This is a genomic window from Streptomyces sp. NPDC005393 (assembly GCF_040606675.1).
Classification (GTDB): Bacteria; Actinomycetota; Actinomycetes; order Streptomycetales; family Streptomycetaceae; genus Streptomyces.
Map to the genome: position 1 here is coordinate 22,012 of NZ_JBEXFG010000011.1, position 13,746 is coordinate 35,757.

Below are 13,746 nucleotides of genomic sequence, written 5' to 3' on the forward strand. Positions count from 1 at the left end.
CGTCGGGGATCGCTAGCCGTGGCCGTGCAAGGCCCGGCAGCTGGTCTGCGGCACCTCGGCGTAGACGGCGGTGAAGCACAGCGCGCGAGGGGCCTGTCGGCACTCCCTCACCCTCACGGCACGCGTGCTACCCATGTGGCGAGTGTACGTCCAACCGAACGGTCCGAGATACGCGTACGCGCCCGCCCCGAGGCGGCGACGGCTTTCGTCTCATCCCCCAGGACGTCCATGCCCCACCGCAACACCCCGCTCATACCCTCCACCGACCACGCGCCACCCGTCTCCCTGTCCGACGGCTCGTACACCACCGAGGAACTCGCCCAGGTCCTCAAGATCGCCCCGTCCACCCTCCGCCGCCGGCGCACCGCCCGCCCACCGCGGGGACCGCCTTTCGTCCGTCTGTCCGGCCGGGTGGTCATGTACAGCGCGCTCGATGCCGGTGGCCCGCTTTGGCGAGGGCGTGTGCGTGGGTGACGGCGAACAGCGCCTCGGTCTGGGTCTCGACCCGTCCATGGACCTTGTCGACGGCGGAGGCGGCCAGGGCCAGGCAGTGCTCGGGGCGGTGCAGTTTCATGCCCTGCTGGGACATGGTCCTGGTACGGGCCACGCTGGTCGAAGCTGTCGCCACCCGCCTCGGCGGACGCCCGGTCAGCGCCGATTTGGCCGGACTCGACTCCACGACGCTGGCCTGCCTCGCCGCACAACGGGGCCCGGTCGCCGCGGTGACGTTCGCCGACGAACGCCTGCGCGACGACGACCTCCCGTACGCGACCCGCACCGCCGCGGCGGTGCCGAACCTGACCCACCACGCGGTGCCCGGCACGGCGCACACCGTCTACTACGACGGCCTGGACGACCTGAGCAGACTGCCGGTGACCGACGCACCCAACGCGTACGCCGTCACCGCCTCGATCAAGCGGGCCGTGCTGGACACCGTGGCCGCCCACCACCTGGCCCCCGGCATGCACCTGACCGGTTCGGCCGGGGACGCGGTGCTGTCCGCCCCCTCCTCCTACCTCGCCGACCTGCTGCGCGAGCAGCAGCACCGCCGGGCCTGGTCTCACGCGCTGGGTCATGCCCGGCTGCGGCACACCTCCGCCTGGTCGGTGCTCGGGCGAGCCCGCCCGGCCTCCCGTACCGGTCTGGCCGGCGCGTGGCGGCAGACGGCCGCCGAACTGCGCGGCCCCGTACGGGAGTGGGTGCCGCAGGCATCCCGTCCGGTGTCGTGGACGCCGCTGCTGGCCACGGTCGACTGGATGAGCCCCGACGTCCGTCACCAGCTCGCCTCCGCCCTCGACACCGCCGCCGGCCAGCTGGACGACGCACCCGCACGCCTCGCTGCCTGGTCGGACCGGCAGGTCCTGGCCCGGCTCGGCGCCGACACCACCGGCTGGCGTGAGATCGCGTTCGCCGAGTACGGCATCGACCTGGTCGCCCCGTATCTCGACAACGAGGTCATCCGGGCCTGCCTGGCCGTCCCCGCCGATCAGCGCGGTGCCCCCGGCCGCTACAAACCCCTGCTGGCCACGGCGTTCACCGGGTCCGGGGTGCTGCCTGACTTCGTGCTGGCCCGTACGACGAAGGGCGGCTTCAATGCCCTCGCGTACGCGGGCCTGCGGGAGAACGCCCCCGTTCTGCTTGATCTCCTCGGGCCGTCCTCGCGGCTGGCCGCCGCCGGGCTGGCCACCGAGCAGCCGGTGGCGCGGATGCTCGCACGGGCCGCTGCCGGACAGCCCACTGCCCAGGGCGCCCTGTACCTCGCGGTCTCCGCCGAGGTCTGGCTCCGGCAGGTCGACACCGCCGCCCCCACCTGGTGGGAGGTGAACTCCCCTGTGGCAGCTGGCTGAGAGCGCCCACCCGGTCCTTACCGACGAGGGCGGCGCGATCCTGGATGAGCGCACCGGCCGCTGGACGCACCTGACCCCGACCGCGTCGGCCGCCGTCATGCTTCTGCTCGCGGGCACCACCGAAGAAGAGGCCGCCGGACAGTACGCGGAGCGGTACGGCATCCCCGTCGGACAGGCCGCCGTCGACGTCCGCACGGTCGCGGACGCGTTGGCCGCGCAGGGCCTCGCCACGGCGGAACCGGCGAGCCGTCGGCGCTGGTGGGGGTGGTGGCGGTGACGAGCATGGAGGCGTACTCCACCGTCCGCACCGGGACCTTCCCCGAACGCGTGGCCGCCGCTGCCGGTCTTGCCCTGGCCCTGGTCCTGCTACGACTGCCGTTCCGGCACACCGTCCGTACGGTGCGCTGGGTACGGCGGGCGGGCCGCCGGCCGCTCGCACCGGAGCGGGCCTCGGCGCTGGTCGAAGCGGTCCGGCACACCGGCCACCTGTGGCCAGGCCGCGCCGCCTGCATGGAAACCTCCCTCGGCGCGGTACTGGCCGCCGCCCTCCTGGGCCGGCGCCTGAACTGGTGCCTGGGGGCACGATTCGCCCCGCCGCCGGTCGAGTACCACGCCTGGGCCGAACTGCCCGGCCACGGCCCGGTCGGCGAATACACCGGCGGAGGCTGGCACCACCACACCGCACTGACGATCTGACCGGGTCACCGGGCGCCGTGTCCTTCACCGGCCCGGAGCAGTTGACCGAATACGCGTACCCCTCGAAGGAGTGAGCTGATGTCCGCCGTCGCCCTGGCCGCCGAGACCGTCCCCGAGCGCCATTACACCCACCACGAAGGCCGCGGCGCCACACCGCACCGCTCGAACCCGGCAGTCATCCACCGCGAACTGGCCACGCTGGACGCCCGGGCGGGCATGAACGTCGTGGAGTTCGGCACCGGCTCCGGCTACTCCGGCGCTCTGCTCGCCGAGCTCGTCGGCCCCACGGGCAGGGTGACCAGCCTCGACATCGACACCTACCTGACCCGCTGGGCGGGCCTCATCCACCACCAGCGCGGCGTGGACCATGTCCGCTGCCACGCCGCCGACGGCACCGGCGGCTTCCCCGAGCGGGCCCCCTACGACCGGATGGTGGCCTGGTGCACCCCGCCGCTGCTGCCCCAGGCGTGGGTGGACCAGGTCGTCGACGGCGGCCTGATCGTCGCCCCGCTGCCGATCGCGGCCGTGCCCAACATGACCGTCGTCGCCAAGATCCGCGTCACCGGCGGCCGGCCGGTGGTCGAGGAGGTGTTCACCGGCGGGTACATCGAGGCGACCAGCTCGCCGAAGACCGACCTCGACCTGCCCGGCCGGTGGGTGGACTGGGAGAACCGCGTCCCCGCCCCTCCCGGATCTCCATCGCCTGGCGCGGCGACGACGACCACCTCCACACCGGCGCCCGCAACGCGCTGGACCGGCTGCTGAAGGACGCCCACACCGAGCCGTACGCGGGCACGGAGATCGACCTGCCGTCCTGGCGGACCTTCGCCGCCACCCGCGGCGACCACCGGCTCACCATGGCCGGGCTCAGCCCGGACCTGTGGGCAATCGGCCACACCACCACCACGACGGCCGCCGTCATCCAGCAGGACGGCACGATCCTCGCCGACGCCCCCGACTCCCCGTCCCTGACCGTCCTGCGCGAATGGCTCCAGCAGTGGGAAGAGGCCGGCCGCCCCGCCCCCGCCACCTACACCCCCACCCTGACCCGCACCGGCGACGGCTGGGACCTGCGGCTCTCCCGGTAGCCCTGCCGCTGCCGCTCACGCATGTTGCCCGGGACGCTTCAGCGTCCCGGGCAACGTCGTCTTCGTTCCGGCACGGGGGCCCGGATCACGGCCTGTCAAAACTTCTGACAGCAACACCGGTTTCCTGGTCCGTTCCTACTCGGACCCCAAGCCCATGAAATTGCCTTCCCCTCTGGATGATCGGCCCCACGTCTACCGGGGCCCGGCAGAGCCCCGGACGAATCTCGGCGGATCGTGCTGTCGTCGGGGGCTCCCGGCCCCGAAGGGGTGAAGGGCGAGCTGCGCTCTTCGCGGGCGCGGTGCCCGAGGCTGACGGGAGATGACGGTGGAGTGGATCGAGGCCCTGGGCGAAGTGGTGCAGAACCCGCTCGTGCGGCTGGCCGCGGACAGGGTCGTCCGGGGGATCGTCCGGCGTGTGTGGCGCGACCGACCGGCGGAGACTGCGCACAGTGAGGCGGGGCCTGTCACAGCCCCGCACGCCGAGGAAACGGAGACGCCGGTGACGACGGTCGCGGACGACAGGACGTATGAGCAGCTGGCCGAGGAGCTGCTGCGCGGGGTAGGCAACGCACGGATGCGGGCGGCGACCCGGCTGCTCGGCGCGCACCGGGGCGGGTACTGGCTGCAGCGCATGCTGGAGGAGGAGATGGAGCTCATGCTCGCCACCGACCGGTCGGTGATCGACCGTGGCGGCGCCCACCCCTCGGTGGACTGGCGCGCGCTCGGGCACCTCATGCTCACCCGGCCCGGGGCGCTCAAGTCTTCCACCAGCGAGTGGGTCGTGTTGGAAGTCGCCGCGTCGCTGGTGTCCAGCTGCGCGGTACAGCTCGGCGACGTCGTCCAGGCGCTCCCCGAGGACGAGGTTCGGCTGATCCTGCGGGCGTTGGAGGAAGCCGGGCTCGGCGACGCGCGCTGACGGCAGCACCAACGGCAGGTGGCCCCGGACTTCGGTCCGGGGCCACCTGCGTTGCGGGGCCAGAGGGGGCGTGTGCGCCCGGGCGCTACTTGCTGCGGCCGCGTTTCTGCTCGGGGCCGCTGGGGCGGTGTGCGGGTGACTGTGCGGAACGGGGGGGCGGAGCGGATGGGCGTCGGCCGCTCGTGGTGGAGCGGGCGTTGACGGCCTTGGGGTTCACCCGCTGTTGGGTCTGGGCGCGTTCGGCCCGGCGTTCGCCGTCCGGCGCGGCTCCGGCTCCCTGGCGGCGGTATACCTCGTCGCCCGTGCGGCGGCTGCTGATGACCAGGGTGCCGTCAGGGGAGGCGTGTATCTCGTTGCCCTTGGTGACGGCGTGGATGCTGCCGTCCTCGCCGCGCGTGGTGAAGTCGGCGCGCGGGTGATACATCCGGCCGTCGAACTTCAGGCCCGGGTCGGGGTCCTTCGGGACGCCGCTGTACTGGTCTTCCCACCTCGTCAAGCACTGCTCCCAGCCGGTCGAATGCCTCGTCGGCGCTGGCGGCCGGGGGGAGGCGGTCCAAACGCTCGTAGACGATGGTGAGCCGCTGCGGGAGGGAGAGGGGTTCGTCAGGACTTGGGTCGGGCACGGGGTGACTCCAGGAGACGACGGGTGGATGACGGGTGGGTTCCAGTGCCTCAGTGGTTCAGCAGGTTGCGCGCGTGCGTCAGGGCCTGGGGGAGCGAGGCGACGGTGGTGTCGTGGCCGGTGAAGGCCGCGGCGTCGTCGGGGTCGACGGACACGCCCCATTCGTCTGCCGCACCGTCGATGACGGCGTGGTGCCCGCCGTGGTGGATGCTGATCGATACCGCACCCGAAGAGTGGACGGTGACCGTGCTGTCGGCTGTGTCGCCGAAGGTCTTGCGGATGGCCTCTTGTACGGCGTCCTAGGCCGGGGTGTCGGTCACTGGCGTCTCCTCATGTCGTTGTGCATTGCGGTGGGTTCAGGTCGTGTAGAGCTCGACCATCCGCCCGTCTGGATCTTTCACCACGTGACGTCCGGGGGCCAGCGGCGGGGTCAGGGTCTGGCCATCGACGGTGAAGCCCAGCCGCGTGCTGCTGGCGGGCCGCTGGGCGGTGGCGGGGTAGAGCTCGATCACGGTGCCGTCCGGCAGTGTGGTGGCGTAGTGGACCGGTCCGTTGCCGTGCTGCTCGCGGACGAAGGGCAGTCCCAGGTCGGTGTAGAACGCGCGGCAGTCTTCCAAGTGGTCGGTGTAAAAGACCATGAGGGCGATGCGGGCGGTCGTGGTGGCGGTGGGGGACATAGGGCTCCTTTGGGTAGCGGGAGGAGGGGGCAGGGGCGGTGATGGCTGTGCCGAGGATGCGCACGCGGCGGATCATTCGCCGCCCGGGGTGGCCGTCTCCAGCTCGTCCAGGAGCCGTTCGAGCTCTTGCCAGGAGCGGGCCCGTTGTCGGGCGTACCACGGGCTGTCGAAGAAGCAGGTGTGGCAGTGCTGGGTCATGGCCAGGAGGGTGGTCAGCTTGGCGCCCTCGTCGCGGTCGGAGATCCAGACCATGCGGGCGTTGCCCGAGTACCGCACGGCCAGGTCGGAGAACGGCGCCGTGGGGTAGGCGAAGGCGAGCGGCCCGATATTGTCGGCGAGGGCCTTGGTCGCCTGGTCGATCTGGTCGAGCCAGCGGGCGTGCTCTTCGCGCAGGGCGGCGCGGACGGTGTCGCTCGCCTCCGGGGGAGGCGGTGTTGCGAGCAGGCGGGCCGCGGCGGAGGCGACGGTGAGCGCATCGGCCTGGAAGGTCTCGCGGGCCTTCATCTTCGTCTGGAAGCGCCGGTTGCGGACTTCGAGCAGGGGCGCGACGTACCGGCCGCTGACGATCGTGGTGAGCAGGGCCGTCGCGATCGAGATCAGCGCGGTTGTGCCCCACAGGGGCATCCAGTCAGGCATGGGCGTGATTGTGGCGGGTGCCCGTTAGGCCGGTTAACCGGCGGCGGGATCAACCGGCGTCTGTGTGGGCGGACTACAGCGGCTGTTCGGGTTCGGTGATGACCTCGCTGTCGACGGCCCATTTGGCTCTGACCTGCCCAAAGGCTTGACAACCCAGATAACGATCGATGCCCTCGGCGCACCGACTCCGCCCGGCTCCGCGTGACCGCTGTCATCCAATCGAGGCGTTTGACAGCGAACCCAGTCGTTTCGGCTTCCTTGCCAGCGAACCTAGTCGTACGAGGTGACGCGCTGGGGGTGCTGGATGGCCGTACCGGTCGGGGTAAATCTTGCAGAGCCGTACGTCGAGCTGTCGTACGGGGATGCTGTACGCGAGCGTCGGCGGCGTCCGCTGCTGGACTGTGTGACGGCCCGGTTCGAGGACGTGGCCGCCGTACGGCCGTTTCGCTGGGCGCGCGGTGAGCGTCACTTCTCCGGCTGGTACTGGGCGGCAACGACCGGGCAGCACGTCGGTTTCGAATCGTGGCTGGAGCGGGACCGGCTTCTGCTGATGGACTTCGATCCCGAGGTGGTGGGAATCGCCTCGCAACCGTTCTGGCTGCACTGGCACGACGGCGAGCGGGAGCGTCGGCACGCTCCGGACTACTTCGTACGCCGCACGGACGGCTCGGCGGTGGTCGTCGATGTCCGCGCCGATGAACGGATCGAGCCGAAGGACGCGGAAGCGTTCGAGGTCACCCGCCTGGCCTGCGGCCAGGCAGGATGGGGCTTCGAGCGGGTCGGGGTGCCGGATGCGGTGCTTCTGGCGAATGTTCGGTGGCTGTCGCGCTACCGGCACCCGCGGTGCCTGCACGGACCGGTCGTGAACCGGCTCCGGGCAGCTCCCTCGGCCCCGGTCCCGCTGATGATCGGAGCCGATGCCGCCGGCGACCGGCTTGAGACGCTGCCTGGCTTGTTCCATCTCCTCTGGCTCCAGGAAGTGGCCGCCGAGGGACTGGCGGTCGAGTTGCTGGGGCCGTCCACCATCGTGCGCCTGGCGGACGGAGGTGGACGGTGACGGGGAAAGTGCGACGAGTGCCTCCGACGGGCAGGATCGCGGAATTCCGGGAGAGCGCCGCTGAACAGGCTCGCTGGTGGGAGAGGCACATTCTGGAGGTTCTTGACGGCTTACCGCCGGATGCTCCTGCGGGGACGGTGCCACGGCCGGAGTTCGATCCGGAACGGAACTCGCTGGCTCAACGGGAGCGGGCCAAGGCTGCCGAGCTGACGGCGGGCGGGCACGCGATGACGGCCAGCGGCGTCAAGCAGCGGCGCCAGCGCTACCAGCGCGACGGGCTGGTAGGACTGGCCGATGGCCGGTCGGCTAAACAGATGCCATCGTTCGGCCGGGTCGCCCGGCGGTGGTCGAGGCGATGCGGGAGGCGATCGAAAAGACCGCCGAGGCGTCGTCGAAAACGATCGGCTTCGTGGTCTGGCGGGCGACCCAGATCCTGAACGCACGCGAGGACGCGGAAGGTGTCGAGATGCCGTCCGAGCGCACGCTCTATCGGCTGTTCGACAGGCTGGCGGCCGGAACCCACGCGACAGGCTCGGCAACCACGCGCCGCTCGGTGAACGCGCGTCCGGCCGGTCCGTTCGGGGAGGTGCCCGCCTGCGCGCCGGGCGAATGGATGCAGATCGACTCCACTCCGCTGGATGTCCTGGTACGGCTGGACGACGGCATTGCCGAGAAGGTCGAGTTGACGGCCATGATCGACCTGGCGACCAGGTCACTGGCCGCTGTGGTGCTGCGACCGACGACAAAAGCGGCCGACGCCTCTGCGCTCCTGGCCCGGAGCATCACCCCGGAGACGATGCGTCCTGGCTGGTCCGAGGCCCTTCGGATGTCGAGGTCGGCGATGCCGCACCGGCGGCTGCTGGCTTTGGACGAGCGGCTGGAGCACGCGGCCGCGAAGCCGGTGATCGTGCCGGACACGATCGTCTGCGACCACGGCAAGGTCTTCATCTCGAACAACTTCCGCGCCTCTTGCCGCTACCTGGGCATCAGCCTTCAGCCGACTCACAAGGCGTCACCCTTCGAGAAGGGCGCGATCGAGAAAACGCTGGGGTCGGTGGCGACCCTGTTCGCGCAGTTCGTCGCGGGCTACACCGGCCGGTCGGTGGACCGCCGGGGCCGGGGCCTGGAGAACGGGCCACTGTGGTCCTTTGCCCGAGTTGCAGAGCTTACTGGAGGAGTGGACCGTCGCCGTCTGGCAGAACCGTCCGCACGATGCACTGCGGGACCCGGACTCTCCGAAACGGGCTTTCTCGCCAAACGAGAAGTACGCGACGCTGCTGGAGTCGTGCGGCTACGTTCCGGCCCCGCTCAGCGGCGAGGACTACATCGAGTTGCTGCCCGAACGGTGGCAGGCGATCAACGTCTACGGCATCCGGATCAACCACCGCACCTATGACGCTCGCGAGTTGACCCCCATGCGCCGCCAGCACTCCGAGGTGGCGGAGAAGAAGGGGCTATGGGAGATCCACTACGACCCCTACGACGTCTCCCGCATCTGGGTACGCGACCGGCGCGACGGATCTGACCGGCGGATCACGGTGTTCTGGAAGCACCTGCACCGCGTCGGCGTCCTGTTCGGTGAGATGGCCTGGGACCACGCTCGTGAACAGGCGCCCGGCGGGAGCGAAGAACAGATCGCCGATGCCGCCGCTGCCCTTCTGCAGCGAGCCCACGACGGCCCCGCAGAGAAGAACGCCCGTCCGGCCAGGGCTTCCCGGCGAGACCGCCGCGTCGCTGCCCGCACCCGGGCCACCACGACCCACCGGTCGAATCCTGACCCGCCGGTCACCGAGGCGACGCCGGAGGACGATGCGGACTCCGGCCTGGCCAAGGTCATCCCGCTGGGCTTGTTCGACCCGCTCGCCAATCCCTGGAGGCGTTCGTGACCACCCCTGAACTAACGGCCCGACAAACCGCATTGCTAGAGGTCGACGCCGATGCCGACCGGCAGCTCACCACATTGGACGGATGGCGGAGGTTCATCGACAGCTCCCCCGCGCCCCCGGTCCTCTTGTCTCCCGGCGACCTGGAGCAGCTCTCTCCCACCGCCCGGGACCTTTACGACGACGATCGGCTCGGCCATCACGCCCGCATGCTCACGGTCGCCACCTCGTTCGTCGAGAAGACAGTGATCTGTGGCCGCAGATTGGTCCTGCTCAATCGGCACGCGATCAGTGCCCGCCGCGGCCTGATGGTCTCCGGGCTTCCCGGCACGGGCAAGACCAGCGGCATCACCCAGCTCGGACGGTCCCACGAACTCCTCGACCGGGCCCGGCACCCGAACATCGCCGACCGCATCCCGGTTCTCTACATCACCGTCCCGCCCGCGGCCACCGCCCGCATGGTCGCCGCTGAGTTCGCCCGCTTCCTTGGCCTTCCTGTCCGAGGCCGATCGAACATGACGGACATCATCGAGGCAGTGGTCGGCGTCTGCACCGACACTCGCACCGGCCTCGTGCTCGTCGACGAAATCCACAATGTCTCGCAGGTCACGCGGGCCGGCGGCGAGGTCTCCGACACCCTGAAGTACTTCTCGGAACGCATCCCCGCAACGTTCGTACGCCGGCATCGGCCTGGAGACCAGCGAACTACTAGCCGGCACACGGGGCGCCCAGGTCGCGGGCCGCTTCACTCTCGTTCCCACCCGCCCATTTCCTTAGGGAGACGAATGGAAGAGGCTGGTCGCGACCATGGAAGAGACCTTGCTCCTGCACGAACACCCGCCGGGAAGCCTGGTCAAGCTGGACCGCTACCTCCACAACCGGGCCGACGGCATGATCGGAGCGTTGTCTCACGCGATCCGCAGCGCCGCGATCGACGCCATCCTCAACGGCACCGAGCGTGTGACCAAAGAAGCAATCGACGCGATCCCCTGGACCAGGCCGCGGAGACCGCGACGACGTCCCCGTCCAAGAAGACGGCCCGAAGGTGACCCGCGTGCCAACTGACCGCCCTGCCCTGCTTCCCATCCAGGTTCCGCCACGGCTCGGAGAGACAACCGACTCCTACATCCGACGCCTGGCTCGCGCCAACCACCTCAAGCCTAGTTACCTGCACCGTTTCCTCTGCGGCCCACCGTTCTGGTTCGGCAAACCCAGTCTCTCCCGCCTCGCAGCAGCCTCCGGCCGCCCCAGACGCTCGCTCGAACGGGCCCTGGCCGACGTCGCATCGCCACGACGACGCAACAAGCCGAACGTCCGCTACCCCAGCACCATCCCCTTGGCCGACCGCCCGGACCTGGCCCTCCGCCTCCGCGAGACTGCCCAGTCCGGGACCGGACCATCCGTGACCTGTCCAGACGCCACCAACTGCCCTCCCAGACCATCCGCACCATCCTGGAAATGCCAGCGCCGAGCACCTGCAGGTCCAGGAAAGGTCCCAGGACGGGGCAGCCAGCCAGACGGCCCGCCCCCGCGATCAACGACTCAACACGAACCCTGATTGACGCCATGCTCGCCCAACGCCTCGATCTCCGAGAGATCTGGAACCGGCTGATGGACGACCACGACGTCTCAGTGTCCTACTCCTCCATCAACGTCTACTTCCGGTCCCGTCCGCATGTGGAACGTTACGCAATTCCCCATCAGCAGCGCCAGCTTCCCCACGCAAGCGTTCGCCCCTGAGTCTCTCGCGCGCGCATAGTCACTGAAGCGGCCCTCAGCAACCTCCGTATCTTGGTGCCATGACGGACACGGAAGAACCGAAGCTCTACGTGAACCGCTGGGGCGACACATCAGATCCAGCCCCGGAGCGGCCGGGGGCCCCGCCAGGACGCGTGCTCGTGCTTCGACCAGTCCAGGCCGCACCCGCGAGCCCGCGTCGGATTCCACACCGAACGGCAGGACACCTCTGCCCCGGGCTGGCAACACCTGCTGGAGCTGGTCGATGAGGCCGCCGCCGACGGGCGCGAAGAGTTCCGCCCCCTCACCGAGCTGAGCCCGGAAGAGCGGCGGCAGGTAATCACCCTGCCGCCGAGCGTCGCCAGGCTGACAGCGGTCAAACACCTGGTGCTCTACGGCAGCAACTTGGTCCGCATCCCGCCCGAGATCGGATCCATGACCAGCCTGGAGGAGTTCACCCCATACACCTCATACCGACTTCACTGGTTCCCCTACGAGATCACCCGATTGAGAGCCGAAGCTCAGAATGAGAGTGCGGACCCCAACCTGGTGGTGCACTTTCATAGTGTGAACCCCTGGATGAGAGTGATGGGGTCGCCTTCGGGGGGGTGCGCGCGTGTCGCCACGGCGATTAGCGCTGGTCACGGCTCCTCGGGCGGGCGAGGCGTTCGAGCGAGCTGATGCGCAGCTCCTCGCACGGCGCGGTCCGGCGTTCATCTCCGTCGACGACACGCGTCTTGGTCCCCGCCGACGCATCGTCATCTCGGCGGCGGAGGTCCAACACTAATGATCACCGGAGTCACCAGGGGGAGCCCGCAGCATGACCGGCACCACGGAGGCCCTTGGCGGGTCGGCTGCAGTCGACGATGCAGCACGAAGCGTCACACGCCCGTTCTACGTATACGCCGTGCTCGCCAACACGCTGTTCCAGCGCGGCGTATTCGTCCTCTTCCTTTATCAGCGAGGCTTCTCCGCCGGGCAAGTGGCCCTACTGCAGACACTGCTCTACCTGGTCAGCGGACTTGCGGAGTTGCCGACGGGAGTCATCGCCGACCGAATCGGCAGGCGTGCCAGCATCGTGATCGGCCAGGTGCTGATAGCTGGATGTCTGCTCGGTCAGGCGGCGTTCTCCAACTACTGGGTGTTCCTGGCGCTGTTCATCGGGCAGGGCGTGGGCATGGCATGTGTGTCCGGTTCGGACACCGCCCTGCTGTACGACCTGCTCGTGCGTCGTGGTGCAACGGCCAGCTACGTCAAGATCAAGTCCCGGTTCACCATGCTCGGGACGGTCACCTCGGGAGCCGCCATCGTCTTCGGCGGCCAACTGCAGCAGATTTCCTGGGAAGTCGTCTACGTCGGTTCGGCGGCGTGCCTCGTCCTGGCCGTGGTGGTGCTGATGTCACGGGTGCCCGAGATCCGCGGCGCGGACGCGGTGGACGAGCAGGACGGAGCCGAGGAGGAGCACGGCGACGCCACAGCATGGCGGGCGATGCTTCGGGTCGCCACACCGGCGCTCGTGACGCTTGTCGTGGTGTCCGGATTGATGCATGCGACTTTGACGCCGTACATCATTTTTACGCAGAAGACCCTCTCCGATCAGGGAGCGGGCACCGCATTGGTCAGCGTGGTCATATCGGCGGGATTCTTCGCCGGCGGGCTCACTCCATTGCTGTCGGACCGCGCGGACCGGCGCATCGGGTATCGGGTCATCGTCCCGGTGTCTCTCCTGACGCTCGCCGTGGCGCTCGGCCTGAGCGGCCTCGGCCTTGTCTGGGTCACCATCGCCGCGTTCCTGGTCCTGGTCGGAATTCCCGAGATCACCGCCGTGATCGTGGACAACGTGTTCAACGAGGCAGTGCCGTCGCGCCACCGGGCGAGCCTGCTGTCGGTGATCGCATTCGTGGAGTCGGCGCTCATCGGCATCGGCTATCTCGTCCTCGGCGCGCTCATGGACGGGTTGGGCTCCAGTGTGGGCATGGCCACCTACGCCGCGGTCCCCCTGCTGGCATGTCTCCTGTGGCTCCCGGTGCTCTTCTGAGGGGCACGGGTGACCACCGAGATCGAGAAGCCCGCCGACCAAAAGGCATCCTGAAACAGACCATCTCGAGCAACGCCCCTGCCCGATGGCGGGGGCGTCGAAAATGCCCCCTCGAATGGAGCCGGTGCGGAAACGTAGCCGGAAGGGAGTGGCGTGGAGAATCGGTTCGCGGGCAGGTGCGCGTCGTGCTCGGTGTGGGTGTCGGCGGGCGGCGGGTTTCTCGGCAAGGGCCTCGACGGAAGCTGGGAAGTGCGGTGCCAAGAGCCGCTACAGCAGGACCATGCGCGAGCGGCAGTTGTCCAACGGCTGCGGTCACTGCGACGCGCTGCAGGGCAACTTCCCCGTCCACGACGAGGCAATGGGCCGCGTCGCCGCGAGCGGCGTGGACGGGCTGGACACGTTGCTGGTCGCTGCCTGCCCGGTGCTGGAGTGGCAGGCCATCGTCCACGACAACAGCGGCGGCGTGATGGCGATCTGAGCTCACACGCAGCGAGAACCCCCTGGTCAGCTCCACTCTCATTTCCCATGCCCCAGAATGGCCTCGATTAG

General features: G+C 69.5%; 18 protein-coding genes and 1 pseudogene. 14 read left to right on the forward strand and 5 right to left on the reverse strand.

Annotated features, from left to right (window positions below):
- Positions 1-12: 12 nt before the first annotated feature.
- Both ABZS71_RS12485 and ABZS71_RS12490 read right to left on the reverse strand, forming a co-directional pair.
- Positions 13-135 (reverse strand): hypothetical protein, encoded by a 123-nt coding sequence (locus ABZS71_RS12485; RefSeq protein WP_355854561.1) that lies wholly within the window; start codon positions 133-135, stop codon positions 13-15.
- 280 nt (positions 136-415) lie between these two features.
- Positions 416-574 (reverse strand): hypothetical protein, encoded by a 159-nt coding sequence (locus ABZS71_RS12490; RefSeq protein WP_356209318.1) that lies wholly within the window; start codon positions 572-574, stop codon positions 416-418.
- On the opposite strand from ABZS71_RS12490, the gene ABZS71_RS12495 reads away from it, so the two are divergent.
- The 6 genes from ABZS71_RS12495 to ABZS71_RS12520 all read left to right on the forward strand — a co-directional run bounded on the left by ABZS71_RS12495 (position 573) and on the right by ABZS71_RS12520 (position 4,547).
- On the forward strand, positions 573-1,847 hold the full coding sequence (locus ABZS71_RS12495; protein WP_356209321.1) for an asparagine synthase-related protein: 1,275 nt from the start codon (positions 573-575) through the stop codon (positions 1,845-1,847). The genes ABZS71_RS12490 and ABZS71_RS12495 overlap by 2 nt on opposite strands.
- A 40-nt stretch (positions 1,848-1,887) precedes the next feature.
- Entirely contained in the window at positions 1,888-2,124 is a 237-nt protein-coding gene (locus ABZS71_RS12500; RefSeq protein WP_356209545.1) for a PqqD family peptide modification chaperone, read from the forward strand.
- A 5-nt stretch (positions 2,125-2,129) separates the two neighbouring features.
- Positions 2,130-2,543 carry a lasso peptide biosynthesis B2 protein gene (locus ABZS71_RS12505; RefSeq protein WP_356209547.1) on the forward strand — a complete coding sequence of 138 codons (414 nt, stop codon included), beginning with the start codon at positions 2,130-2,132 and terminating at the stop codon, positions 2,541-2,543.
- Positions 2,544-2,621: 78 nt separating this feature from the next.
- Positions 2,622-3,308, forward strand: coding sequence for a hypothetical protein (locus tag ABZS71_RS12510; protein WP_356209323.1), 687 nt, complete (start codon positions 2,622-2,624; stop codon positions 3,306-3,308).
- Positions 3,197-3,631, forward strand: coding sequence for a hypothetical protein (locus ABZS71_RS12515; protein WP_356209325.1), 435 nt, complete (start codon positions 3,197-3,199; stop codon positions 3,629-3,631). Before ABZS71_RS12510 ends, ABZS71_RS12515 begins: the two co-directional genes overlap by 112 nt.
- A 325-nt stretch (positions 3,632-3,956) precedes the next feature.
- Positions 3,957-4,547, forward strand: a complete 591-nt coding sequence (locus ABZS71_RS12520) for a hypothetical protein (protein ID WP_355854603.1) — start codon at positions 3,957-3,959, stop codon at positions 4,545-4,547.
- An 85-nt stretch (positions 4,548-4,632) separates the two neighbouring features.
- On the opposite strand, the gene ABZS71_RS12525 is transcribed toward ABZS71_RS12520, so the two are convergent.
- From ABZS71_RS12525 to ABZS71_RS12535, 3 genes are all read right to left on the reverse strand, one after another.
- Complete coding sequence (locus tag ABZS71_RS12525) at positions 4,633-5,043, reverse strand: hypothetical protein (RefSeq protein ID WP_356209328.1); 411 nt, start codon at positions 5,041-5,043, stop codon at positions 4,633-4,635.
- A 482-nt stretch (positions 5,044-5,525) separates the two neighbouring features.
- Positions 5,526-5,846 (reverse strand): VOC family protein, encoded by a 321-nt coding sequence (locus ABZS71_RS12530; protein ID WP_356209331.1) that lies wholly within the window; start codon positions 5,844-5,846, stop codon positions 5,526-5,528.
- Between the two features lie 72 nt (positions 5,847-5,918).
- Positions 5,919-6,482, reverse strand: a complete 564-nt coding sequence (locus tag ABZS71_RS12535) for a hypothetical protein (RefSeq protein ID WP_356209333.1) — start codon at positions 6,480-6,482, stop codon at positions 5,919-5,921.
- A gap of 304 nt (positions 6,483-6,786) precedes the next feature.
- Between ABZS71_RS12535 and ABZS71_RS12540 the strand changes: the two genes are divergently transcribed.
- The 8 genes and pseudogenes from ABZS71_RS12540 to ABZS71_RS12575 all read left to right on the forward strand — a co-directional run bounded on the left by ABZS71_RS12540 (position 6,787) and on the right by ABZS71_RS12575 (position 13,675).
- Positions 6,787-7,539, forward strand: a complete 753-nt coding sequence (locus tag ABZS71_RS12540) for a TnsA-like heteromeric transposase endonuclease subunit (protein WP_356209336.1) — start codon at positions 6,787-6,789, stop codon at positions 7,537-7,539.
- A gap of 343 nt (positions 7,540-7,882) precedes the next feature.
- Complete coding sequence (locus ABZS71_RS12545) at positions 7,883-8,935, forward strand: transposase family protein (protein ID WP_356209339.1); 1,053 nt, start codon at positions 7,883-7,885, stop codon at positions 8,933-8,935.
- Positions 8,871-9,425: a Mu transposase C-terminal domain-containing protein gene (locus tag ABZS71_RS12550; RefSeq protein WP_356209341.1), complete on the forward strand. Its 555-nt coding sequence runs from the start codon at positions 8,871-8,873 to the stop codon at positions 9,423-9,425. The genes ABZS71_RS12545 and ABZS71_RS12550 overlap by 65 nt, the downstream gene beginning before the upstream one ends.
- A 305-nt stretch (positions 9,426-9,730) precedes the next feature.
- Positions 9,731-10,024 (forward strand): annotated as a pseudogene (locus ABZS71_RS12555) (ATP-binding protein); the annotation flags it as partial.
- A 205-nt stretch (positions 10,025-10,229) separates the two neighbouring features.
- Positions 10,230-10,487, forward strand: coding sequence for a hypothetical protein (locus ABZS71_RS12560; protein WP_356209564.1), 258 nt, complete (start codon positions 10,230-10,232; stop codon positions 10,485-10,487).
- A complete protein-coding gene (locus ABZS71_RS12565; RefSeq protein WP_356209343.1) occupies positions 10,477-10,980 on the forward strand; it encodes a TniQ family protein in 504 nt (167 codons plus the stop codon). Before ABZS71_RS12560 ends, ABZS71_RS12565 begins: the two co-directional genes overlap by 11 nt.
- 999 nt (positions 10,981-11,979) lie before the next feature.
- Positions 11,980-13,197, forward strand: coding sequence for an MFS transporter (locus tag ABZS71_RS12570; RefSeq protein WP_356209345.1), 1,218 nt, complete (start codon positions 11,980-11,982; stop codon positions 13,195-13,197).
- A 280-nt stretch (positions 13,198-13,477) separates the two neighbouring features.
- The gene (locus ABZS71_RS12575) at positions 13,478-13,675 is read left to right on the forward strand and encodes a hypothetical protein (protein WP_355851715.1); all 198 of its coding nucleotides are present in this window, start codon (positions 13,478-13,480) and stop codon (positions 13,673-13,675) included.
- Positions 13,676-13,746 lie beyond the last annotated feature (71 nt).

Bases quoted from the DNA above. Each gene is read 5' to 3' on its own strand.
- ABZS71_RS12485 (WP_355854561.1), bottom strand. From the start codon at position 135: ATGGGTAGCACGCGTGCCGTGAGGGTGAGGGAGTGCCGACAGGCCCCT.
- ABZS71_RS12495 (WP_356209321.1), top strand. From the start codon at position 573: ATGCCCTGCTGGGACATGGTCCTGGTACGGGCCACGCTGGTCGAAGCT.
- ABZS71_RS12490 (WP_356209318.1), bottom strand. From the start codon at position 574: ATGAAACTGCACCGCCCCGAGCACTGCCTGGCCCTGGCCGCCTCCGCC.
- ABZS71_RS12505 (WP_356209547.1), top strand. From the start codon at position 2,130: ATGGAGGCGTACTCCACCGTCCGCACCGGGACCTTCCCCGAACGCGTG.
- ABZS71_RS12510 (WP_356209323.1), top strand. From the start codon at position 2,622: ATGTCCGCCGTCGCCCTGGCCGCCGAGACCGTCCCCGAGCGCCATTAC.
- ABZS71_RS12530 (WP_356209331.1), bottom strand. From the start codon at position 5,846: ATGTCCCCCACCGCCACCACGACCGCCCGCATCGCCCTCATGGTCTTT.
- ABZS71_RS12535 (WP_356209333.1), bottom strand. From the start codon at position 6,482: ATGCCTGACTGGATGCCCCTGTGGGGCACAACCGCGCTGATCTCGATC.
- ABZS71_RS12540 (WP_356209336.1), top strand. From the start codon at position 6,787: ATGGCCGTACCGGTCGGGGTAAATCTTGCAGAGCCGTACGTCGAGCTG.
- ABZS71_RS12560 (WP_356209564.1), top strand. From the start codon at position 10,230: ATGGAAGAGACCTTGCTCCTGCACGAACACCCGCCGGGAAGCCTGGTC.
- ABZS71_RS12570 (WP_356209345.1), top strand. From the start codon at position 11,980: ATGACCGGCACCACGGAGGCCCTTGGCGGGTCGGCTGCAGTCGACGAT.
- ABZS71_RS12575 (WP_355851715.1), top strand. From the start codon at position 13,478: ATGCGCGAGCGGCAGTTGTCCAACGGCTGCGGTCACTGCGACGCGCTG.